At 72.5% G+C, this 22,867-nt stretch carries 19 protein-coding genes and 1 other RNA gene; all 20 read right to left on the reverse strand.

The annotated features are described in order from the left end of the window. Positions 1-234: 234 nt before the first annotated feature. Complete coding sequence (gene ftsZ, locus CTJ15_RS23065) at positions 235-1,836, reverse strand: cell division protein FtsZ (protein WP_019459419.1); 1,602 nt, start codon at positions 1,834-1,836, stop codon at positions 235-237. A gap of 75 nt (positions 1,837-1,911) precedes the next feature. Next, positions 1,912-3,207: a cell division protein FtsA gene (gene ftsA / locus CTJ15_RS23070; protein WP_019459418.1), complete on the reverse strand. Its 1,296-nt coding sequence runs from the start codon at positions 3,205-3,207 to the stop codon at positions 1,912-1,914. Continuing rightward, the gene (locus tag CTJ15_RS23075; RefSeq protein WP_019459417.1) at positions 3,204-4,040 is read right to left on the reverse strand and encodes a cell division protein FtsQ/DivIB; all 837 of its coding nucleotides are present in this window, start codon (positions 4,038-4,040) and stop codon (positions 3,204-3,206) included. Before CTJ15_RS23075 ends, ftsA begins: the two co-directional genes overlap by 4 nt. Then, positions 4,030-4,995 (reverse strand): D-alanine--D-alanine ligase, encoded by a 966-nt coding sequence (locus CTJ15_RS23080; protein ID WP_099782055.1) that lies wholly within the window; start codon positions 4,993-4,995, stop codon positions 4,030-4,032. The genes CTJ15_RS23075 and CTJ15_RS23080 overlap by 11 nt, the downstream gene beginning before the upstream one ends. Continuing rightward, positions 4,992-5,924: a UDP-N-acetylmuramate dehydrogenase gene (gene murB / locus CTJ15_RS23085; protein WP_099782056.1), complete on the reverse strand. Its 933-nt coding sequence runs from the start codon at positions 5,922-5,924 to the stop codon at positions 4,992-4,994. The genes CTJ15_RS23080 and murB overlap by 4 nt, the downstream gene beginning before the upstream one ends. Before the next feature lie 19 nt (positions 5,925-5,943). After that, positions 5,944-7,413, reverse strand: a complete 1,470-nt coding sequence (murC, locus tag CTJ15_RS23090) for a UDP-N-acetylmuramate--L-alanine ligase (protein ID WP_019459414.1) — start codon at positions 7,411-7,413, stop codon at positions 5,944-5,946. 15 nt (positions 7,414-7,428) lie between these two features. Continuing rightward, on the reverse strand, positions 7,429-8,589 hold the full coding sequence (locus CTJ15_RS23095; protein ID WP_099782057.1) for a UDP-N-acetylglucosamine--N-acetylmuramyl-(pentapeptide) pyrophosphoryl-undecaprenol N-acetylglucosamine transferase: 1,161 nt from the start codon (positions 8,587-8,589) through the stop codon (positions 7,429-7,431). After that, complete coding sequence (locus tag CTJ15_RS23100; RefSeq protein WP_019459412.1) at positions 8,586-9,725, reverse strand: FtsW/RodA/SpoVE family cell cycle protein; 1,140 nt, start codon at positions 9,723-9,725, stop codon at positions 8,586-8,588. The genes CTJ15_RS23095 and CTJ15_RS23100 overlap by 4 nt, the downstream gene beginning before the upstream one ends. 3 nt (positions 9,726-9,728) lie before the next feature. Beyond that, positions 9,729-11,159, reverse strand: coding sequence for a UDP-N-acetylmuramoyl-L-alanine--D-glutamate ligase (gene murD / locus CTJ15_RS23105; RefSeq protein ID WP_226946181.1), 1,431 nt, complete (start codon positions 11,157-11,159; stop codon positions 9,729-9,731). Between the two features lie 5 nt (positions 11,160-11,164). After that, positions 11,165-12,253 carry a phospho-N-acetylmuramoyl-pentapeptide-transferase gene (gene mraY, locus CTJ15_RS23110; RefSeq protein ID WP_019459410.1) on the reverse strand — a complete coding sequence of 363 codons (1,089 nt, stop codon included), beginning with the start codon at positions 12,251-12,253 and terminating at the stop codon, positions 11,165-11,167. After that, positions 12,250-13,656 carry a UDP-N-acetylmuramoyl-tripeptide--D-alanyl-D-alanine ligase gene (gene murF / locus CTJ15_RS23115; protein ID WP_075822929.1) on the reverse strand — a complete coding sequence of 469 codons (1,407 nt, stop codon included), beginning with the start codon at positions 13,654-13,656 and terminating at the stop codon, positions 12,250-12,252. The genes mraY and murF overlap by 4 nt, the downstream gene beginning before the upstream one ends. Then, positions 13,653-15,170 carry a UDP-N-acetylmuramoyl-L-alanyl-D-glutamate--2,6-diaminopimelate ligase gene (locus tag CTJ15_RS23120; protein WP_019459408.1) on the reverse strand — a complete coding sequence of 506 codons (1,518 nt, stop codon included), beginning with the start codon at positions 15,168-15,170 and terminating at the stop codon, positions 13,653-13,655. The genes murF and CTJ15_RS23120 overlap by 4 nt, the downstream gene beginning before the upstream one ends. Continuing rightward, a complete protein-coding gene (locus CTJ15_RS23125; protein WP_099782058.1) occupies positions 15,167-17,167 on the reverse strand; it encodes a penicillin-binding protein 2 in 2,001 nt (666 codons plus the stop codon). Before CTJ15_RS23125 ends, CTJ15_RS23120 begins: the two co-directional genes overlap by 4 nt. Further along, a complete protein-coding gene (locus tag CTJ15_RS23130; protein ID WP_099782059.1) occupies positions 17,164-18,057 on the reverse strand; it encodes a hypothetical protein in 894 nt (297 codons plus the stop codon). The genes CTJ15_RS23125 and CTJ15_RS23130 overlap by 4 nt, the downstream gene beginning before the upstream one ends. After that, positions 18,054-19,013 (reverse strand): 16S rRNA (cytosine(1402)-N(4))-methyltransferase RsmH, encoded by a 960-nt coding sequence (gene rsmH, locus CTJ15_RS23135; RefSeq protein ID WP_075822862.1) that lies wholly within the window; start codon positions 19,011-19,013, stop codon positions 18,054-18,056. Before rsmH ends, CTJ15_RS23130 begins: the two co-directional genes overlap by 4 nt. Then, positions 19,010-19,504, reverse strand: coding sequence for a division/cell wall cluster transcriptional repressor MraZ (locus CTJ15_RS23140; protein ID WP_075822863.1), 495 nt, complete (start codon positions 19,502-19,504; stop codon positions 19,010-19,012). The genes rsmH and CTJ15_RS23140 overlap by 4 nt, the downstream gene beginning before the upstream one ends. Positions 19,505-19,854: 350 nt before the next feature. Next, positions 19,855-20,286: RNase P RNA component class A (gene rnpB / locus CTJ15_RS23145), an RNA gene on the reverse strand. Between the two features lie 104 nt (positions 20,287-20,390). Further along, positions 20,391-21,119: an N-acetylmuramoyl-L-alanine amidase gene (locus tag CTJ15_RS23150; RefSeq protein WP_099782060.1), complete on the reverse strand. Its 729-nt coding sequence runs from the start codon at positions 21,117-21,119 to the stop codon at positions 20,391-20,393. Continuing rightward, a complete protein-coding gene (locus CTJ15_RS23155; RefSeq protein ID WP_075822864.1) occupies positions 21,116-21,913 on the reverse strand; it encodes a TerB family tellurite resistance protein in 798 nt (265 codons plus the stop codon). Before CTJ15_RS23155 ends, CTJ15_RS23150 begins: the two co-directional genes overlap by 4 nt. A 123-nt stretch (positions 21,914-22,036) precedes the next feature. Then, positions 22,037-22,765 (reverse strand): glutathione S-transferase, encoded by a 729-nt coding sequence (locus CTJ15_RS23160; RefSeq protein ID WP_019459402.1) that lies wholly within the window; start codon positions 22,763-22,765, stop codon positions 22,037-22,039. Between the last annotated feature and the right edge of the window lie 102 nt (positions 22,766-22,867).

The following is a 22,867-nucleotide window of genomic DNA, read 5'->3' on the forward strand; positions in this document are numbered from 1 at the left end:
GGAACCTGTTTTCTGCCGACGGCCTTGCTGCCGCCACATCTGGAAACTGGCACCGGGCGCGGGGAAGCGCCATTCAAGCCTTGTTTCTCAATATTTCGCGTTAAGTGGCTGAATTTCTTGAGTTATTGCGCATGAAAAAACCCGCCCGAAATCTTCGGGCGGGTTTCCTGGATTCGCCGGCCGTCCTGCAGGAGCGGCCAATCGGGTGTTCCCGGGCGCCGGGTGGTCCGGCCGTCAGTTGTTCTTCTGACGGCGCAGGAAGGCGGGGATGTCCAGCCCGGTCTCGGCCTGCGGCGGGGCCCGGTGGGCTTCCTCCGTCCGCTGCGGCTGCGGCGCGGGGACAGGAGCCTCGTCCGGCAGGCTGCGCTTCATCAGCCCGGTCGCCTGGCGGAACAGCCGGTTCAGCCCGCCCGGCGCGGCACCGGGGGCCGGGGCGGCGGAGGCTGGCGAGCGCGGCGGAGCCAGCGGGGCGGCCATCGGGCCGCGCAGCACGGGCTCGGCGGTCGGCTGCGGGCCCGGCTCGGCCTCGTGATGGGCTGCGGCCTCGGCGACCGGCGCCTGCGGCTCCGCCTGCCGGTTCACGGCGAGGCGCGGGCCCGGCGTCATGCTGGGCGATACGGCAGTGCGCAGCGAGGGCGGCGTCATCGACACCGGCGCCGGGGCGACGGTGTGGCCCGAGGGCGCGCCCGCAGTGGTCGCGGGGCGGGCGGGCGCGGCGGGGCCGCCGGCCCGCGCCATCGGCGCGCCCGGAGCCGGATGCGCGCCGTGCGGGTTCGAGCCATGCAGGCTCGCGCCGCCCACCGCATGCACCGCACCGCCGCCGATGGCGACCAGCTTCGGCGCCTCGGCCAGGGCTTCCTCGACCTCGGCATCGATGCCCGTCGCCACCACGGAAACACGCAGGCGGCCGTTCATCTCCTCGTCCACCGAGGAGCCGAAGATGATGTTGGCTTCCTCGTCCACTTCCTTGCGGATGCGGTTCGCGGCCTCGTCCACCTCGAACAGGGTCATGTCCCAGCCGCCGGTGATGTTGATCAGCACGCCGCGGGCGCCGCGCATGGAGGTGTCCTCCAGCAGCGGGTTGCTGATCGCGGCTTCGGCCGCCTTCACCGCCCGGTCGTCGCCCTCGGCCTCGCCGGTGCCCATCATGGCCTTGCCCATCTCCGCCATCACGGTGCGGATATCGGCGAAGTCCAGGTTCACCAGGCCGGGGTTGACCATGAGGTCGGTCACGCCGCGCACGCCCATGTAGAGGACGTCGTCGGCCATCTTGAAGGCTTCGGCGAAGGTGGTGCGCTCGTTCGCCTTCCTGAACAGGTTCTGGTTCGGGATGACGATCAGCGTGTCGACATACTGCTGCAGCTCGTCGAGGCCCATATCCGCGGCGCGCTTGCGCTTGGGCCCCTCGAAGTCGAAGGGCTTGGTCACCACGCCGACGGTCAGCACGCCGCGCTCACGCGCCATGCGTGCGATCACCGGTGCCGCGCCCGTGCCGGTGCCACCGCCCATACCGGCGGTGATGAAGACCATGTGCACGCCTTCGAGGTGGCGCGCGAGATCCTCGGTTGCTTCCTCCGCCGCGGCACGGCCGATCTCGGGCTTGGCGCCTGCGCCCAGGCCCTGTGTCAGGTGCGGACCCAGCTGCACGCGCCGCTCCGCACGGCTGTTCAGCAGCGCCTGCGCGTCGGTGTTGGTCACCAGGAACTCGACCCCATCGAGTCCCATGGCGATCATGTTGTTGACGGCATTGCAGCCCGCACCGCCGACGCCGACCACGGTGATCCGCGGCGAGAAATCGGTGTGTTGCTGACGAGGCATCGTCAGGTTGAGAGTCATCGGCGTAGCCCCCCTTGGCAACGCATGAATCCGGACGTGAATCCGGAAAAGAACTGTCCCCGCCGGCAGTTTGCCTCAGACACGATCCCTTAGCCAGTTCACGAAGCGCGCAAATTTGCTGCGTGGCACGATTCCGCCCATGTCGAGGTCGAGCGTCGGGCGGCCTTCGCCCGCACCCCATGAGAGAAGCCCGAGCGTTGTCGCGAAATCGGGAGTTTGCATATTTTCTGGCAGCCCGCGCACCGGATGCGGCTTCGCGAGACGCACCTGCCGGTCGAGGATTCGCGCCGCGAGCTCGCGCACGCCGACGATCTGGCTGGCGCCGCCGGTGAGCACGACGCGCGAGCCGGTCTCCGGCCCGAGGCCCGCCGCCTCGATGCGGTCGCGCACCAGCTCCAGTGTCTCCTCCAGGCGCGGGCGCACGATGTTCATCACCATGGCACGCGGCACGCGGGCGATGTGGTCGTCGTCCTCGCCCACCTGCGGGATGACCAGCATCTCCTTCTCGTCCTCGGCGGTGGCGGTGACGCCGCCATACAGGGTCTTGATGCGTTCCGCCTGAGCGATCGGCGTGGCGAGGCCGCGCGCCAGGTCGTTGGTCACCTGCCAGCCGCCGACCGGGACTTGCGCGGTGTAGAGCAGGTGGTGATCCTGGATCACCGAGAGGCTGGTGCAGCCGCCCCCCATGTCCACCACCGTGGCGCCGAGTTCCTTCTCGTCCTCCACCAGCACGGCCAGCGCGGCGGCGAAGGGGGCGGAAACCAGCTCCTCGATCTCCAGGTCCAGCGCGGCGAGGGTGGCGCCGAGGTTGCGCAGCGAGGCGGATGAGGCGCTGACGAGATGCAGCTTCGCACCCAGCACGTCGCAGGTCATCTTGCGTGGATCGTCCACGCCGGGCGTCGCGTCGATGGTGAAGCCGAGCGGGATGGCGTGCACGCTCTCGCGCCCTTCCTCCGCGGCGCGGCGGCGGCCGTCATAGAGCAGGGCGCGCAGGTCGGCCTCGGTGACGGCGCGGCCGCCGATCGTCCAGTGCAGGTTCTGCACCCGGCTTTCCGGCTGGCCGCAGGACAGGTTGCAGATGACGCCCGAGAGCTTGTGGTCGGCCATCTCCTCCGCCGCCGCCACCGCGTCGCGCACCGCACGCTCGGCCTCGGCGAGATCGACGACGTTGCCGCCCTTCATGCCGCCGGCGCGCTTCCAGCCATGGCCCAGCACGCGCGGCAGGCCGTCGGCATCGACGCGCGCGATCATGCAGGCGGTCTTGGTGCTGCCGATGTCGAGCACGCCATAGATGCCCGAGCGCGCGCGTGGCCGGCGGCGCGGCCGGGCGACGGGTTCGAGCTGGGGCGGGATGCGCGTCAGTTCGTTCACCCTTTGCCGCTCCCGCGCCTGGCCTCGGCGGGCGGGGCCGGGGCGTTCGCTTGGCGCACCACCAGCCGGTCGGGCAGGCGCATATCCACCGAGACGAGCGGGCGGTCGAGCAGGGCGTTGCGCTTCTGCAGTTCCGCGAGGCGGCGGATCGCGGCCTTTTCCTCGCCCTCCGGCAGCAACACGTCCATGCCGTTGGAAAGATGCAGGTTCCAGCGCCGCTCGCCGACGCGCACCAGCGCCTGGGTGCGGGCCAGCACGTCGGGGGCCTCGCGAAGCTGGTCATAGAGGGCGGCGGCGTATTTCTCCGCGCCGGCGCCGACGATCAGCGGCAGCGGGCCGAAGGCGTCCAGCCGGTCCGTCGCCACCACCTTGCCGGAACGGTCCACCACCGAGAAGCGGCCCTGGTTCTGCCAGATGGCGAAGGGGCGGCGCTCGCTCACGCGCACCACCACCGTGCCGGGCAGGCGGCGCTCCACCTCGGCCTGCGCGATCCAGGGCAGGGCCTCCAGCGCCTGGCGCGCGGCGTCGGGGGAAAAGGCGAGCGTCGGGTCGCCGGTCTTCACCCCGAGCGCGGCACGGATGCGCGGCTCGGGCATGTTCTCCGCGCCCTCGATCCGGATCTCGGTGATCTTCAGCCCCGCGTCGCGCGCGGCGGAGGTGAAGCCGCTGCCGAACTGCAGCAGCCCGCCGGCGGGCGCGAAGGCGGAGACGCCCATCACCACCACGCCGAGCAGCGCCACGGCGATGCCGGCGCGCAGCGCCGGGCGGACCAGCCCGCGCCGGCGCCGCAGCCAGAGGCGCAGGCCGGAGGGGCGCTGCGGCTCACGCGGCATGGCGCAGCCCGCCAGGGGGAACCCTACCCGGGGGCATCCCGTCGTGGCGGGCCTGGGAGACGATCCAGTCGCAGAGCTCGGGGAAGGCGATGCCGAGATGCGCCGCCTGTTCCGGCACCAGCGAGGTGGGCGTCATGCCGGGCTGGGTGTTGACCTCCAGCAGAACGAGGCGGCCCTCGCCCTCTCCGGTGTCATCGTAGCGGAAGTCGGAGCGCGAGACGCCGCGGCAGCCGAGCGCGCGGTGCGCCTGCAGCGCCACCTCCATGGCCCGGGCGCGGATCGCGGCGGGCACCGGGGCGGGCAGCGTGTGGCGGGAGCCGCCATCGGCGTACTTGGAGTCGTAGTCGTAGAACTCGCCGGCCTCGGCGTTGATCTCGGTGACTTCCAGCGCGCGGTCGCCCATCACCGCCACGGTCAGCTCGCGGCCGGGGATATAGGGCTCGGCCATGATGGTGCCGTAGCGCCAGGTCCGGGCGATCTCGGCGCGGCGGTTGTCGCCGCCCTTGATGATGTGCACGCCGACCGAGGAGCCTTCCTCCACCGGCTTGATGACATAGGGAGTGGGGAGGGGATCGGCCTCCTCCAGCTCCGCCGCCTCGATCAGCCGGTGCGGCGCCACGGGCAGGCCGGCGGCGGTGAAGGCGGCCTTGGCGGTGGCCTTGTTCATCGCCATCGCCGAGGCGCGTACCCCCGAATGCGTGTAGGGGATGCCGAGCCAGTCCAGGATGCCCTGGACGCAGCCATCCTCGCCGAAGCGCCCGTGCAGGGCGTTGAACACCACATCGGGCTTCGCGTCCCGCAGCGCCTGGATCAGCGCGGCGGGGTCCTGGCCCACCTCGATGCGGGTGACCTCGTGCCCCGCCTTTTCCAGCGCGGCGGCGCATTGCGTGCCGGAGGACAAAGAGACCTCCCGCTCCGCCGAAATTCCCCCCAGAAGGACGGCGACGCGTGTCATTGAGCGAACTCCCCCATTCGCTTGATCTCCCATTCCAGCCCCACGCCGGAATGGGCCAGGACCCGGGCACGCACCATCTCGCCCAGTTCCTCGATCTCGGCGGCGGTGGCGCCGCCGAGGTTCAGCAGGAAATTGCAGTGCTTCTCGCTGACCTGCGCCGCCCCATGGCGCAGGCCGCGGCAGCCGGCCGCATCGATCAGCGCCCAGGCCTTGTGCCCCGGCGGGTTCTTGAAGGTGCTGCCCCCGGTGCGGGCGCGCACGGGCTGGCTGGCCTCGCGGCTCTCGCGGATCTCCCCCATGCGGGTGGCAATAGCAGACCGGTCGCCGGGCGTGGCGTGGAATCGTGCGCGCGTGACGACCGCGCCGGGCGGCAGGGCGGCGCGGCGATAGCGGAAGCCGAGTTCCGTCGCGGGCAGGCGCCGCAGCCCTTCCGGCGTCGCGATCTCTGCCCAGTCCAGCACGTCCTTCACCTCGGCCCCATAGGCGCCGGCATTCATCGCCACGGCGCCGCCGACACTGCCCGGGATGCCGCAAAGGAATTCGAGGCCCGCGAGCCCGGCGGCGGCGGCGTGTTCCGCCAGGGTCACGTCCAGCACCGCGGCGCCGGCCACGATCCCGTCCGCCTGCACCATCACCTCGGAAAACCCGCGGGCGAGGCGCAGCACCACGCCGCGCAGCCCGCCGTCGCGCAGGATCAGGTTGGAGGCGGCGCCGATCGCGGCCAGCGGCACCCCGGCGGGCTTGGCGCGCAGCAGGGCGAGAAGGTCCTCCGCATCCGCCGGACGGACCAGGAACTCCGCCGGGCCGCCGACGCGGAACCAGCTCTGCGGGCCCAGTACCACCCCCGCCTGCACGCGGCCGCGCAGCCCCGCCAGCCAATCCGGCAGGGGGGCGGCATGTTCCGGCGGGGCGGGGGCGGCGGCGCTCATCGCGGGTCCGGGTGCCGGTTCAGGGCGCGCTGGCGATGGCGCGGCGGGAAGGCGCGCCAAAGGCGTCGCGCGGGCCGGAGCGGGCCTGTAGCTCGGCGAGCTGCTCCGGCAGGGCATGGGCCCAGCCGGTGATGTTGCCGGCGCCGAGGCAGACCACGTAGTCGCCGGGGCGGGCGATGGCATGCACCATCTCGGCCAGGGAGTCCGGGCCGGGCAGGGGGACGACGCTGCGATGGCCATGGGCGCGCAGCCCCTCCACCAGCGCGTCCTTGTCCACGCCCTCGATCGGTGCCTCGCCGGCCGCGTAGACGTCGGCCACGATCACCGTGCCGGCGTCGTTCATGCACTTGCAGAATTCCTCGAAGAGCATCTGCAGGCGGGAATAGCGGTGCGGCTGGACCACCGCGACCACGTCGCGGGCGCCGGCCTGGCGGGCGGCCTTCAGCACCGCCGCGATCTCCACCGGGTGGTGGCCGTAGTCGTCGATGACGGTGATGCCGCCGGCGTCGCCGACGCGGGTGAAGCGGCGCTTGACGCCCTTGAAGCCCACCAGCGCGGTGCGGATCGTCTCCTCCGGCACCTCCATCTCCACGCCGACGGCGATGGCGGCCAGCGCGTTCTGGACATTGTGCTGGCCCAGCATCGGCAGGCGGAAGGGCTTGAGGTGGCGGGTCCGCTTGTTCAGCCGGTCCTGCACCACGACCTCGAAGGTGGCGCCCATGCGGTCGGTGATCACGCGCTCGGCCCGCACATCGGCCTGGGGCGAGAAGCCGTAGGTGACGATGCGGCGGTCGGACAGACGCGGGATCATCGCCTGCACCCCCGGATGGTCGGCGCAGAGGACCGCGAAGCCGTAGAAGGGGATGTTGCCCACGAACTGGGCATAGCCTTCCTTCATCGCCTCGGCGGTGCCCCAGTGGTCCAGGTGCTCCGGGTCCATGTTGGTGACCACGGCGACCACGGCGGGCAGCTTGAGGAAGGAGCCGTCGCTCTCGTCGGCCTCCACCACCATCCAGTCGCCCTCGCCCAGGCGGGTGTTGTTGCCATAGGCGTTGATGATGCCGCCGTTGATCACGGTCGGGTCGAGGCGCGCGGCCTCCAGCACCGTGGCGACCAGCGAGGTGGTGGTGGTCTTGCCGTGCGTGCCGCCGATGGCGATGGACCATTTCAGGCGCATCAGCTCGGCCAGCATCTCGGCCCGGCGGACGACCGGGATCATGCGCTCCCGCGCCGCCTGGAGCTCCGGGTTGTCGCGCTTGATGGCGGAGGAGACGACGACCACGGCGGCCTCGCCCAGATTGGCGGCGTCATGGCCGATATGGACCTGCATCCCGGCCTCGCGCAGCCGGGCGATGTTGTAGCCTTCCGCCACGTCGGAGCCCTGGACGTGGTATCCGAGGTTGTGCAGCACCTGGGCGATGCCCGACATGCCGATGCCGCCGATGCCGACGAAATGAATGGGGCCGATATTGAGCGGCAGGGCGCGCATAGGGCGGGCTCCCTCTCAGCGGGTCGTGTGCGAATGCGCCAGGGCCTGCACGCGGTCGGCGAGCAGGGCGGCGGCATCGGGGCGGGCGAGCCCGGCCGCGGCGGCGGCGGCCGGAATGAGGCGGGTAGGGTCTTCCAGCCGGGCGGTCAACGCCGAAGCGAGCGCCGCGGGCGTGAAACCGTCCGGATTCCCGGACTGGTTTCCCGCCTGCAACATCACCTCGGCAGCGCCGGAGGCCGCCATGGCGCGGGCATTGGCGCTCTGGTGGTCGTCGATGGCGCCGGGGAGCGGGACCAGGATGGCGGGGCGGCCGGCACAGGCCAGTTCCGCCACCGAGGAGGCGCCGGCGCGGGAGATCACCAGATGCGCGTTCCGGTACAGGGCCGCGACATCGGGGAAGAAGGGCGCGAGTTCCGCCGCCACCCCGGCCGCGGCATAGGCGTCGCGGGTGCGCTCCAGATCCTCGGCCCGGCATTGCTGCGTGACGCGCAGCCGGGCGCGGTGCCCGGGTGCGAGGCGGGCGATGGCCTCGGGCACCACATCGGCGAAGACCCGGGCGCCCAGGCTGCCGCCCAGGACCAGCAGGTGGAAGGGCGCGCCGGCGGCGGGGGACAGGAAGCCCTGCCCGGCCAGGGCGCGCAGGGCCGGGCGGACAGGGTTGCCGACCACCTCGGTGGCCACGCCCTCCGGGATGCGGGCGGTGTCCTCGAAGACCAGGGCCAGCAGGTCCGCGCCGCGCGACAGGAAGCGGTTGGCCCGGCCCAGCACGGCGTTCTGCTCGTGCAGCACCACCACGGGGCGGCGGGCGGCGGGCAGCAGCCGGGCGGCCAGGATGGGCGGCACGGAGGGATAGCCGCCGAAGCCGACCACCGCCGCCGGGTTCAGCGTGGCCAGCAGTTGCCGGGCCTGGATCGTGCCGCGCGCCAGGGCCAGCGCCCCGGCGGCGGCGCGCCGCGCCCCGCGCCCGGCCAGCCCGGCGCCGGGCAGGATGAAGCGGTCCATCCCCTCGAAGCGGGTGCCGCCCTTCTCCATCAGCGCGCCGGAGCGGGCATCGGTCATCAGCACCACGCGCTCGCCGCGCGCGGCCAGTTCGGCAGCCAGGGCTTCGGCCGGGAAGACGTGGCCGCCGGTGCCCCCGGCGGCGACGACGAAGCTGCGGACGGCCGGACCCCTCACAGGGCCTCCTCCATCGCCCGGCCGCTGCGGCGGCGGGTGAGCGCCAGCAGGAAGCCCAGCCCCAGCGCGATGGCGAGCGAGGATGAGCCGCCATAGGAGACGAAGGGCAGGGTCATGCCCTTGGTCGGGATCAGGTGCAGGGTGGAGCCCATGTTGATGAAGGCCTGCAGCCCGAACTGGGTCAGCAGCCCGGTCGCGGCCAGGATGACGAAGAGGTCGGTTTCCGCCAGCAGGCGCAGCATCCCGCGCACCACGATGAACATGAAGACCGCGATCAGCAGGGCACAGACGATCATGCCGAACTCCTCGCCCATCACGGCGAAGACGAAGTCGGCATGGGCATCGGGCAGCACGTTCTTGATGCGGCCCTCGCCGGGGCCGGTGCCCATCAGCCCGCCGTTGCCGAAGGCCTCCAGCGCCACGTTCACCTGGTAGTTGTCGCCGGTGGAGGGGTCGAGGAAGCGTTCCACGCGGGAGCGCACATGCGGCAGGGTCAGGTAGGCGCCGACGCCGCCCAGCACGCCGAGCCCGCCCAGCGCGCCGACCAGCAGCACCGGCAGGCCGGCGATGAAGAGCTGCGTGAAGAAGACCGAGGTCACCACCAGCAGCATGCCGATATCCGGCTGGCTCTTGAGCAGGAAGGCGATCATCACCCAGCAGCCGCCGGCGATCAGCCAGCCGGCCCAGCGGGAAACGGGGCCGGGGCCGCGCACCTCCGCCAGCAGCCAGGCGGCGACGATGGCGAAGCAGGGCTTGAGGAATTCCGAGGGCTGCAGCGACAGGCCGGGGATCGGCAGCCAGCGGCGGCCACCCTTGATCTCCACGCCCACCACGAGGGTCGCGGCGGTGAGCGCGAGGCCGATGCCGAAGCCCAGGATGGCCAGTCGCCGCACCTGCCGGGGCGAGAGCAGGGAAACCATGATCATCAGAGCGATGGAGAGGGCGAGGTAGCCCACCTGCCGCCAGATGAAGAAGTCGCGCGAGGAGGCGCCGATGCGCTCCGCCACCGCCGGGGAGGCGGCCAGCATCATCACGTAGCCGAAGCCCACCAGGATGAAGATGGCGGCCAGCGTCCAGCGGTCCACCGTCCACCACCAGCGTCCCAGGACCGAGGAATCCGCGCGCGAGAAGGACATGCGTCAGGCCGCCTTTTCCAGGGATTGCACCAGGGTGCGGAAGTGCTCGCCACGCGCCTCGAAGCCGCTGTACTGGTCGAAGGAGGCGGCGGCGGGGCTCAGCAGGACCACCGGCGCGCCCAGGCGTTGCGCGGCGGCGCGGGCGGCGGGCAGGGCGGCCTCCAGCGTGCCGGCGGTCTCGTGCGGCACGCCATGGGCGGCGAGGGTGGCGGCGAATTCCCCGGCGCAGCGGCCGATCAGCACGGCATGGGCAACATGCGGGAAGAGGGAGGCCAGGGGTTCGATCCCGCCTTCCTTGGGCACGCCGCCGGCGATCCAGACCACGCGAGGGTAGGTGCCGAGCGCCCAGGCGGTGCTGTCGGCATTGGTGGCCTTGCTGTCGTTGACGTAGAGGACGCCGCCCCGCTCCGCCACGCGCTCCTGCCGGTGCGGCAGGCCGGGATAGCTCCGCAGCCCCTCCGCCAGCTGCGCCCGGGTGATGCCGAGGGCGAGCGCCAGGGCGGCGGCGGCGGCGGCGTTCTGGGCGTTGTGCGTGCCCGGCAGGGCGGCGGCCTCGCCGAGATCGAGGATCGGGCCAGCATCGTCGCGCAGCAGGCGCCCCTCGGCCCAGACGCCGCCGGGCTGCGGCGTGGTGCCGGAGATGGGCATCAGCCGGTTGCGGATGCGCGGGGCCAGGGCGCGGGAGGCCGCGTCGTCCATCCCCAGGACCGAGACCCGGTTGCCGGCGAGGATGCGGGCCTTGGCGTCGGTGTAGCCCGGCATGCCGCCATGGCGGTCCAGGTGGTCGGGGCTCAGGTTGAGCATCGCCCCCAGGTCGAAGTGGAGCGCGTCCAGCCGCTCCAGCATGTAGGACGACATTTCCAGCACATAGGCGCCGCGGGCCAGCAGGGGCAGGGCGGTGGCGGCGGGGCCGAGATTGGCGCCGGCGGCCACCGGCATCCCGGCGCCCTTCAGGATGTGGCGCAGCAGGGCGGTGGTGGTGGACTTGCCGTTGGTGCCGGTGATGCCGACGAACTGCGCCTTGGAGCCGGCGGCGCGGGCGGCGAGGAAGAGGAACTCCGCGTCGCAGAGGATCGGCGCCCCCGCCGCCAGTGCCCGGGCCGCGGCCGGGTGGGTGCGCGGCAGCCGGTGCGGGATGCCGGGGGAGAGCAGCAGCGTGTCCTGGGCGAAGGGCGCGGCGGTCACGTCCGCCACGGTGAAGCCGGCGGCCTCGGCGGCCTCGCGCTGCGCTTGGCTGTCGTCCCAGACCACGATTTCCGCGCCCCAGTCCCGCAGCCGGTAGGCGGCGGGCAGGCCGGCCTTGCCCAGCCCGACCACCGCGATGTGGCGGTTGGCGAAGGGCTTGAAGTCATAGCCCTCCGGCAGCGTGTCGGAGGCGCGCCGCGGCGGCTCCCGGCCGCGGGAGATGTCGGGCGAGGTGAGGTCGCGGGCCATGGCTGTCACCGGATCTTCAGGGTGGAGAGGCCGACCAGGGCGAGGACCATGGCGGCGATCCAGAAGCGGATGACGATCGTAGGCTCGGCCCAGCCCTTCTTCTCGAAGTGATGGTGCAGGGGCGCCATGAGGAAGACGCGGCGGCCGGTGCGCTTGTACCAGAAGACCTGGATGATCACGCTCACCGTCTCCACCACGAAGACGCCGCCGACGATGGCCAGCACGATCTCGTGCTTGGTGGCCACCGCCACGCCCCCCAGCGCGCCGCCCAGGGCGAGCGAGCCGGTATCGCCCATGAAGACCGCGGCGGGCGGTGCGTTGAACCAGAGGAAGCCAAGCCCGGCGCCGATCAGTCCGGCCAGGAAGATCGCGAGCTCCCCGGTGCCGGGCACGAAGTTGAGCTGCAGGTAGTCGGCGAAGATGTGGTTGCCGACGAGGTAGGTGATCAGGGCGAAGACGCCGGCCGCGATCATCACCGGCACGATGGCCAGCCCGTCCAGCCCGTCGGTGAGGTTCACCGCGTTGGAGGCGCCCATCATCACCAGCATCCCGACGATGGGGAAGAACAGGCCGAGCTGGAGCAGGACGTCCTTCAGGAAGGGGACGGCCAGCGCGCCCTGGAGGTTGTAGGGCATCAGCCAGGTGATCCAGAGGGCGGCGAGGAGGCCGAGCCCACCCTGGACCAGCAGCTTCATGCGGCCGGAAACGCCCTTGGTGTTGCGCTTGGTGACCTTCAGCCAGTCGTCCCAGAAGCCCAGCGCCCCATAGCCCATGGTGATCAGCAGCACCGCCCAGACGATGCCCGAGCGCAAGTCGGCCCAGAGCAGGGTGGCGATGCCCAGGCTCATCAGGATCAGCACGCCGCCCATGGTGGGCGTACCTTTCTTCTCGACCAGGTGGCGCTCCGGGCCGTCCGTGCGGATCGGCTGGCCGCCACGCTGGAAGGTGCGCAGCCAGCGGATCACCGCCGGCCCGAAGACCATGGAGACCAGCAGCGCCGTCAGGCAGGCGGCGCCGGCACGGAAGGTCGTGTAGCGGATGAGATTGAACAGGAGGAACTGCTCGCCGAAGGGTGTGACGAGGTTGTAGATCACGCAGGAACTTCCTTCCGTCTGCCCTTCAGCGCCGCGACCACTGTCGCCATGCGGCTGCCGAGCGAACCTTTCACCATCACCGCGTCGCCGCCGCGCACCGCACTGGCCAGGACCGGAGCAAGGCTCGCGGAATCCGGGGCATGCGCGCCGCGCTTCCCCGGGGGGAGGGCCTCGAAAAGCCCGCGCATCAGCGGGCCGCAGCAATACACGAGGTCGGCCGCCGCCGCCGCCGCCGGGGCAAGGGATCTGTGCAGGTCTGGCCCGTGTTCTCCGAGTTCCAGCATGTCGCCGAGCACGGCGATGCGGCGCCCCGGGGGCGGGGTGGGCTGGGCGGCCAGCACGGCCAGGGCGGCGGCGACCGAAGCGGTGTTGGCGTTGTAGCTTTCGTCCAGGAGGAGGAACTCGCCGCCCTCCTCCAGCGGGATCGCTTGGCGCTGGCCCCGCCCGGCGGTGGGGGAGAAGCCCTCCAGCGCGGCCAGGAAGCGCACCGGATCGGCCCCCAGCGCCTCGGCCGCGCCCAGGGCGGCCAGGGCGTTCAGCGCCATGTGGCGGCCGGGGACGGGCAGCTTCAGCCCGAGCCGCATGCCGTGCAGCGACAGATGGGCGATGGAGCCGGTGGCCGTGCCCTGCCAGTCGAGCAGGCGGATATCCGCCCTCTCCGCCTCGCCGAAGCTGACCAGCCGGGCACCGGCCTCCCGCGCGCGTTCGGCCAGCCGCGCGGCATGCGGGCCGTCGGCGGGGAAGACGGCGGTGCCGCCGGGGGCGATGCCGGCCAGGATGTCGGCCTTCTCCTCGGCGATCTCCGCCTCGGAGCCCAGATGCCCGACATGGGCGGCGGCGATGATGGTGATCACCGCCACCTCGGGCCGGGCGAGGCGGGCGAGGGGGGCGATCTCGCCCCGGTTGTTCATGCCGATCTCGATCACCGCATAGGCGGCGTCGCGCGGCTGGCGGGCCAGGGTGAGCGGCACGCCCCAGTGGTTGTTGTAGCTGGCCACTGCCGCATGGGTGGGAGCCAGGGCGGCGAGGCCCTGGCGCAGCATCTCCTTGGTCGTGGTCTTGCCCACGCTTCCCGTGACAGCGGCGAAGCGGGCCGTGGAGCGCGCCCGCGCGGCGGCGCCCAGGGCGGCGAGCCCGGCCAGCGTGTCCGCGACGCGCAGCAGCGGCGCCTGCTCCGGCATCTCCGGCGGCAGGCGGTCCACCATCGCGGCGGCGGCGCCGGAATCCAGGGCCGCGGCCACGAAGTCATGCCCGTCGCGCTGGTCGCGCAGCGCGATGAAGAGGTCGCCGGGCTGCAGGCTGCGGGTATCGATCGACAGGCCGGTGACGGCGATGCCCTCGGGGATGCTGCCCCCGGTGGCCTCGCGCAGCTCCTCGCTGCTCCAGAGTGGGGTGCCGGTCATGCCGCCGCCCCCGCGAGGCGGCGCACCACCCCGGCATCGTCGAAGGGCGTGGTCACGCCCGCGATGGTCTGTCCGCTCTCGTGTCCCTTGCCGGCCACGGCCAGCACGTCGCCAGGGCGCAGGTCCTCCAGGGCGGCCGCGATGGCCGCGGCGCGGTCGCCCGCGTCGATGCCGCCGGGACAGGCGGCGAGCACGGCGGCGCGGATGGCGGCGGGGTTCTCGGAGCGGGGGTTGTCGTCGGTCACCCAGCAGCGGTCGGCGAAGCGGGCGCAGGCCGCGCCCATCAGCGGGCGCTTGCCCGGGTCGCGGTCGCCGCCGGCGCCGAAGACCACATGCAGCCGCCCGCCCGGTCCGACATGCGGGCGCAGCGCGGCGAGCAGGCGCTCCAGCGCGTCCGGGGTATGGGCATAGTCCACATAGACGGCGGCGCCGTTGGCGAGGCGGGCGGCGAGCTCCATGCGGCCGCGCACGCCACGCAGCCGTTCCAGCAGCGGCATGGCCCGTTCCGCATCAATCCCGGTGGCCACGGCGAGGGCGAGGGCCATCAGCAGGTTGTCGGCTTGGTAGCGGCCCGGAAGGGGCAGGGTGAGGTTGGCGCGGCGGCCGAAGACATCGATCTCCAGCGCCTGGCCCTCGGGCAGGGGGGCGTGGCGCAGCAGGCGGATGTCCAGCCCGGCCTCGCCCACGGTGAGCAGGCGCAGGCCCCGGTCGCGGGCGATGTTCCGCAGGGCCGCCAGCGTCTCCGGCTCCATGTCGGCATTGGCCACGGCCGGGGCACCGGGTGGCAGGACGGTCCCGAAGAGGCGCAGCTTGGCGGCGCGATAGCCCGCCATGCCGCCGTGGTAGTCGAGATGGTCGCGCGTCAGGTTGGAAAAGCCCGCCGCGGCGAGGCGGACCCCGTCCAGGCGCCGCTGGTCGAGCCCGTGCGAGGATGCCTCCATCGCCGCATGGGTGACGCCGTTCCGGGCGAGTTCCGCCAGCGTGGCGTGCAGCGTCACCGGGTCCGGCGTGGTCAGCGAGGGGCCGGGCGGGAAGCCCTCCGCGACAAGGCCCAGCGTGCCGAGCGAGGCGGCGCGGCGGCCGGCCAGGGTCCAGGTCTGGCGGAGGAAATCGACCGTGCTGGTCTTGCCGTTGGTGCCGGTGACGGCGACCAGCACCTCCGGCTGCGCGCCGTGGAAGGCGGCGGCGGCCAGCGACAGGGCGCGGCGGGCGTCCGGAGCGGCGAGGAGCGGGCGGGCGGGCACGCCCTCCGGCCAGGCAGTGCCTTCCGGCGCCAACACGGCAACGGCGCCGCGCGCCACCGCATCGCCGATATGGGCGCGCCCGTCGCTGCGCGAGCCGGGCAGGGCGGCGAACAGGAAGCCCGGCGCCACGGCGCGGCTGTCGGCGGTCACCCCGGCGATGCGGGCAGTGGTCCCGGATATGCCTGGCGGCAGGGAAAGGCCGATGGTGTGCGCGAGCCGGTCGAGAGCGATCGCGGCATCCCCATGCCCTGGGGCGGTCGCGGTCGTCATCGTGGCGGCGACGCCTCCGCGTTGCGCCATTCGCTGGCATCGGTGACGCGCAGCGGGCCGCGCGCGGGGTGTTCCGGCGTGCCGGGCGGCGTGGCGGTGGCCGGCGGCGGCGCGGCCCGCATCGGGGTCGAGGCCGGGCGGGTGGTGGCGGGCACGGAAGCCTGGGCGGGCTTGCTCGCCGCCGGCGCGGAAGGCGCAGGACCACGGCCGGGCTGCAGCGGGATGTAGAGCGCCTGGTTGATCGCCGGGTCCTTGGGATCGTCCGGCACCATGCCCAGGATCGGCGCGACGCGGGCGATGGCGCGGCCGGCGGCGGGCGCTGCGACCCAGCCGGCGGTGGCGTAGCCGTAGCTCTTCGCGTTCGGCTTCGGCTCGTCGATCATCATGTAGATCGCGTAGCGCGGCGCCTGCATCGGGAAGGCGGCGACGAAGGCGGCGATGCGCTTGCCCTGGACGTAGCCGCCATGCGCGCCGGCCTTCTGCGCCGTGCCGGTCTTGCCGCCGGGGAAGTAGCCGGGGACCTCGGCGGTCTTGCCGAAGCCGTCCGTCACCACGAGGCGCATCAGCTTGCGCACGATGGCGGTGGTGGCTTCCGAGATCACGCGCGTGCCCGGGCGCTCCACCCCCGGCGGCTGCGCCACGAGGGTCGGCTGCCGCAGGATGCCGCCATTGGCGATGGTGGAGATGGCGTTGACCACGTGCAGCGGCGTGACGCTGATGCCCTGGCCGAAAGCGATGGTGTAGGTGCTCGCCTCCTTCCACAGCGAGGCCGGGGGCGCCAGCGGCGTGGCGAGCTCGGGCAACTCCAGGTGCAGCTTCGAGAGCATGTTCATGCGCAGCAGGAAGTCGCGCTGCCGCTGCGGCCCGGCGGCCCAAGCCATGCGGGCGGCGCCGAGGTTGGAGGAGTAGGCGAGGACCTCGGGAAAGGAGAGGACGCGGTTCTTGCCCTGGAAGTCCCGGATCGTGAAGCGGCCGATGCGAAGCGGGTTCCTGGCGTCGAAGCTGCTGTAGATGTTGCTCGTGCCGCTTTCCAGCGCCATCGAGGCGGTGAGCAGCTTGAAGGTCGAGCCGGGCTCGTAGGTGCCGACGGTCGCGCGGTTGAAGCGCTGCTCCGGCGTGGCGCCGCCGATGTCGCCGGCATCGTAGTCCGGCAGCGAGATCATGGTGATGATCTCGCCGGTGCGGACGTCTTCCAAGATCGCGGTGCCGCCGATGCCGTTGAAGTCGTTGATCGCCTGCTGCAGCGAATCGCGCATCGCCACCTGGGCGCGCACGTCGAGGGAAAGGCGCAGCTCCTCCTCGGGCTTCAGGCGCAGCCGCTCGTTGAAGAAGCGCTCGACGCCGGAGACGCCCTCGTTGTCCACGTCCACGTTGCCGAGCACGTGCACGGCGGCGCGTCCCTGCGGATAGTAGCGGCGCTCGGAGGTGTGGAACTCCAGCCCGGCCACGCCGAGGTCGTTCACCGCCTGGGTCTGCCGCGGCGTCAGGGCGCGGGCGATGTAGACGAACTGGCGGTCGCCCGACAGCCGCGCGACCAGCTTGTCGCGCTCCATCTGCGGCAGGATCCTGATCAGCTTGTCGGCGACATCGGCCGGGTTGTCGATCACCCTCGGGTTGGCGACCAGCTCCGTCACCGGCAGGGAGACGGCCAGGATCTCCCCGTTGCGGTCGGTGATCGGGGCGCGCGAGGCGGCGGTGGCCACGGGTGCGCCGGTATTGGGGCGCATGGCGATCCGCCGCGGCTCGCGCGGGTCGATCAGCGTGGCCAGGGTGAGCTTGGCACCCACCGCCGCGAAGAGCAGGCCGAAGCCCAGCGCGGTGATCACCAGCCGGCCGCGCGAGCGTTCCAGCGCGGCACGGCGGGCGAGGTCCGGCTGCGAGCCGCGCCCGCGGCCACCCGTGCCGCCATGCTCACCGGGGTTCCGGCCTTCCACCCGCGCACGGGTATGGAGCAGCGGCGGGGCGTCGTCGGCCTTCGGGGCGCGGGGCGGGTTCATCGCGTGGCGGCGGAGGCGACGGGCACGGGCGGCGCCAGCGGCACCGGCGGGGCGAGCATGCTGCGCACGCCGCCCAGGGCGGAGGCACCGGGGACAGGGGCCGCCGGCGCAGCCATGGCGGGGCGGTAGAGCGGGCGGCCCTGGCTCGGGATGGGAGCGGCCTGGGCGATCTGCGGCGCGACCGGACGGGGCGGCGGAACCGGAGCGGGCCGGGCGGCCACCGGCACGGCGCGCGGCGCCTGCTCGCGGCGCTCCACCGCTTCCAGGACGCGGGGCGCGGGCTCGGCATGGCGCGCCAGCTCGCGGCGCGCGGGTTCCGTCTCGCGGCGCGCGGGGCGTTCGGCCGTCTCGGTCTTGCGCGGGCTGGTGCGGGCCGGGCTCTCGGCCGTCTTGACCGGCGAGGCGGGCTCGCTGCTCCGGGCGGATGGCGTGGCCTCGGCGGCGCGCACCGCCAGGGCGGCCGTGGCCGCGGCGGAGGCCAACGCGACTGGCGCGGCAGAAGCGGCGGCGGCCGGCGCCGCCTCGTCCTGCCCGGCCGTCTCGGCGGCCGCCACAGCGGTGTCGGCCGGCACGGCGAAGAGGTTGCGCGGCCCGGCGAAGGCCACAGCCTGCGGCAGGCGCTTGTCGATGTCGGCGGCGCGGATGAACTGGCCGGGCTGCATGGTTTCGAGCGGCAGGTACTGCTCGACGTTCCGGCGCAGGCGCTCGGGCTCGTTCAGGAGCTGCCACTCCGCCTTCAGGATGCCGGTGCGGGCCTTGGCGGCCTCGGTCTGCGCCTGGATCTGGGCCAGCTCGCGGTCGAGCAGGGCGACCTCGTGCTTCACCTTGTACAGATGCAGCCCCGCCCCGCTGGCGGCGAGAAGAGTGAGCAGCGTCAGCGGGCGTATCATGGGGCAAGCCTCTCCATGGCGCGCAGCCTCGCGGAGCGCGCGCGCGGGTTGGAACGGGTCTCCTCCGCCTCGGGGCGGAGGGCGGAATTGGTCAGCAGCCGGAAGCGCTGGGCCTCCGTCCGGGGGCGGAGGGCGGCGGGATCGTGCCGGGAGGCGGCGGGCGTGCGGCCGCTGGCGTCGCGCAGGAAGCGCTTCACGATCCGGTCCTCCAGCGAGTGGAAGGCGACGACGACGAGACGCCCGCCCGGGGCCAGGGCCTCGGCACCGGCGGCCAAGCCGCGCTCCACCTCGCCCAGCTCGTCGTTCACCTTCAGGCGCAGCGCCTGGAAGGAGCGGGTGGCGCCATCGATGCCCGACGGATCGCGCGGCACGGCGCCGCGCACGATCTCGGCCAGGCGCAGCGTGGTGGCGATGGGCGCCTCGGCCCGGGCGGCGACGATGGCGCGGGCGACGCGGCGGGAATGCCGCTCCTCGCCGAGCTGCCAGAGGATGTCGGCCAGCTCGCGCTCCGGCAGGGTGTTCACGAGATCGGCGGCCGAGGGGCCTTCGCGCTCCATCCGCATGTCGAGCGGCCCCTCGGCGCGGAAGGAGAAGCCGCGCCCGGCCTCGTCGAGCTGGAAGGAGGAGACGCCGAGGTCGAAGACCACGCCGTCCAGCGGCGGGATGCCGTGCTCCGCGGCCAGCGCGGCGAGGTCGCCGAAGCGGCCGGGGATCAGGCGCAGACGGCCGGCGAAGCGCTCCGCCAGGGCGGCGCCGCGGGCGATCGCGTCCGGGTCGCGGTCCACCGCCCAGATGGTGCAGTCTGCGGACTCCAGGATCGCGGCGGTGTAGCCGCCGCCGCCGAAGGTGCCGTCAAGATAGTGGCCGCCATCGCGCGGGGCGAGGCTGTCCAGCACCTCCCGCAGCATCACCGGGGCATGGCCCTGGCGCCGGGTGAAGTCGAGGCCGTCGCTCATGCCTCGTCCCTGCCGGCGCGGCGGCCGTCGATGCCCAGGGCGGTCTGCAGGGCCTCGCGGGCGCGCTGCTTCTCCTGCCGCGCCTTCATGGCGGCGGCCTGGCGTTCCTTCAGCGTGTTGGGCTCCCAGATCTGGAACTTCTTGCCCAGCCCGGCGAAGGCCACGCTCTCGCTGAGGTTGGCATAGGCGATCAGTGCCTCGCTCAGCACCACGCGCCCCTCGGAATCCGGTCGAATGCTCTCGGCCTGGGAAAAAAGGGTCAGCAACAGGTCGTCCTGCGGGTCCTCGAAGGGATCGGCCGGCTGTGCGTCGGCGGAATACTGCTCGAAGGCGCTCTGCGGCCAGCCCTCGACGCAGGGGTCCAGGTGATAGGGGCGCAGGATCAGCTCCTCGACGCCCAACCGGGCCATCAACGAGCGGTACGGGGCCGGAATGGAGACGCGCCCCTTCTTGTCCAGCTTGTTGGTGATGGTGCCCAGGAAGAGGGACATGCGCGTCGATCATCCCCCTCCCCCAAGGGTTCCAGGAACAGCGCAGGCGCGAACCGGCCATCCCCCTGATCCGATCGGGACAGCGGCCGGCGGGACCCCCCGATCCCACCGGCTCGCCCGACCACCCGCAGGCCCCTCAGCCCCCCTCAGGATCTGAGCCTCACGGGATGACACGGGATATCATGGGCGATGGAGCCCCGCCAAGGACGAAGACGAGCCCTGCACGAGATGGTGCGTGGTTAAGGGGTAGTGTTGCAGGCGTGACACATGAAAAAACAGGGGTTTGCGGAGCTTGCTTCAAGCTCCGACCCAGCGAAACAACAACTTATGCGGGTGATTGGAGGGAGGAGGGCGCCAGATGGTCTGTAAGCCGGGTTCTGTCACCGCCCTCTCGGACGATGGACGACCATTCCTCTGGGACGCGCCTCGCGACGCGCCTCACGCGACCAACCCGGGCGGCGAGGCGGAAAAACCTCTGCGCCGACGCGGAACGGACGAATCCGCCGCGCTCGCCGGCCGCCCCTATTCGGTCTTGCTCCCGGTGGGGTTTACCGTGCCGCCCCCGTTGCCGGGGGCGCGGTGCGCTCTTACCGCACCCTTTCACCCTTACCCGGCAGGGTTGCGGCACCACGGGGGTGCCGGTCCGGCCGGGCGGTCTGTTTTCTGTGGCACTTTCCCTGGGGTTTGACCCCCGCCGGCCGTTAGCCGGCACCGCTTTTCCGTGGAGCCCGGACTTTCCTCGATTCGGGCTGCGCCCGAACCGCGGCCGTCCGACCATCTGGCGGGGCGGGGTATGGGGCTTCCGGCGAATCGAAGCAAGCGGGAGTGGCGACGCAATCCGGGACGGTTTCCGCCGTCCGGCCTCTTCCGCTCCAGCTTCGGGCGGTCAGTTCCCGGACGCGATGCCGCAGAGTGCCGCGACGGCCTCGATGCGGGCGAGGGTGCCCGAGTCGGCCTCCCCCGAAACGGTTTCCTGCCGCCAGTGGCGCTGGAAGGCGGAGAGGACGATCTCCGGGCGTCCCGGGTCCACCGGATAGCCGATGGCCTGGAGGAGCGGCAGGGCGCGGGCGATGCCGTCGCCGGCTGGCCGGGTGGAATGGCCGGATACGCCGGCGGGCCAGAGGCCGACGCCATTGGCCGCGAGGCCCTGCCAGTCGAAAAGCTCGCCCGGGTCGATCTTGCGGTCCGGCGCCACGTCGGAATGGCCGACCACGTTGCGGGCCGGGATGGGCCAGCGAGCGAGGATGTCCAGGCAGAGGTCGCAGAGGGCGGCCATCTGGAGCGCGGGGAAGGGGCGGTAGCCGCAGGAATGGCCGGGGTTGACCACCTCGACCCCGATCGAGCGGCCGTTCAGCGTATCGTGCCCGCGCCAGTGCGAGATGCCGGCATGGAAGGCGCGACGATGTTCCGGCACCAGGCGGAAGATGCTTCCGTCCTCCTCCACCACATAGTGGGAGGAGACCTTGGCCACCGGGTCGCGCAGCCGCGCGATGGCGGCCGCGCCGCTTTCCATGTCCGTATAGTGGAGGATCAGCATGTCCACCGGCATGCCGTCCGGCCGGTCGTCCTGGTTCGGGCTCGGCAGGTCCCGGATGGACAGGTGGCTGGTCGTCAAAGGCCGCGCTCCCGCTTGATCCGGTCCCAGGCCGCGTTGATCTCGGCCATGCGGCTGCTGGCGCGCCGCACCAGCTCCGCGGGCATGCCGCGGGCGGCGAGGGCGTCCGGGTGGTTCTCGCGGATCAGGCCGCGCCAGGCGGCACGCGCCGCCTCGTTGCTGGCGCCGGGGGCCAGGCCCAGCGTGGCATAGGGGTCCGGCCCCTCGCTGACGGCGGGGGTATTGGCGCTGCCGCGGCCGTATTCCGCATGGGCGTGCTCGCGCGGTCGGCCCTGGCTGGCTCTTTCCCAGGCCGGCAGGTCGAGGGCGAGGAGGCGGTGGACATTGCCCAGGAAGCGGTATTCCGCCTGGTTCAGCGGCCCGTCCGCGGTGGCGATCCGGAACAGGGCGGCCAGCACGTCCTCCAGCATGCCCTTCTCGCCGGCAAAGGCCTCGGCGAGCTTCTGGGCATAGGGCTCGTAGCCCTCGGCGCTGTCGCGGGCGCGGTCGAAGAGCTCGCCCACCTCCTTCATGTTCTCGGGCGGGATGCGGAACTGCGTCTTGAAGGCGGCGATCTCGGCGCGCCGCACAGGGCCGTCGCATTTGGCGAGCTTGGCGGAAAGCACCACGACGGCAATGGCGAAGACCGTCTCGCGCGCGCCGAGCAGCCCCGCGAGGTTGGCGCCACCCGGCAGGGCGCCGCGCAGTGCGCCTTCGTCGGCAGCATGGCCCAGCGAAGCGCCGAGCATGGCGCCGAAGGGGCCGCCGACCGCGAAGCCGAGCGCACTGCCAATGATCTTGCCCCAGAAACTCAAATCCGACGACCTGTGCGATCCCAGCTCTCGCCATGGTACATAGCACGGGGCCGCTCCCTGGGCGACGTGCCTTGCGAGGCAATCCGTCAGCGGTGTTTCCGGTCCGGGAACCGGCCGCCGACCCTATCCGTCCAGCTCGGGGTAGTGGCGGAAGATGCCGTTCTGGCTGAAGGGCTGGCGGCGTGGGCTGGCGAGGTAGGCGGCGATGCGCGGCCATTCCGCCACCGAGGCGGCCAGGGCCGCGACATGCGGGGTCTGTTGCAGCGCCCGGGCGCTGGCGCGGGGGAAGGCATAGCGGAGCCCCTCCACGGTCTGGAACAGCGAGAGGTCGGCATAGCTCCGGGCATGGCCCACCAGATGGGCAGGACCGGCGGGGTTGGCGGCCAGGATGCGCTCGAACCAGCCGAGGAACTTCGGGATCCGGTTGTCGCGGAAATCCTTCGCGCGGCGGGCGGCCTCGGGCTTCTGGTCCTCGTAGTAGAGGGCGGAAGCGACCGGGTGGTGGGTGTCGTGCGTCTCCGCCACCAGGTCGGCGATGGTGAGCTGGATCTGGTGGCACCAGAGGCGGCCTTCCTCTTCCGCCGGCGCCAGCCCGTGCCTTTGGCCGAGATGCAGCAGGATGGCCGCGGTCTGGCCGATCAGCAGCCTGCCGTCGCGCAGGAAGGGCGGCGCGAAGGGCGGGCGCGGCAGGGCCGGGTCCTCCAGCAGCGCCTGCATCGCCGCCATGCCGCCGGGCTGCTGGGCATGGTCGATATAGGGCGCCCCCGCCGCCTCCAGCGCCAGCCGGACGAACTCGCCGCGCCCGGGCAGGCCGGGCCAATAGAACAGTTCGTAGGCGGATTGCTGCGTCATGCGGTGCTCCTGAGCTTGCGTGGAAGGCAAACGCGCGGCATGCGCTGCCGCTTCCGGCCCTTTCCGGGGGCCGGGGCGGGTTGCCGCGCGGCGGGGCGCTGC

The organism is Roseomonas sp. FDAARGOS_362 (genome assembly GCF_002754815.1).
GTDB lineage: Bacteria > Pseudomonadota > Alphaproteobacteria > Acetobacterales > Acetobacteraceae > Roseomonas > Roseomonas mucosa.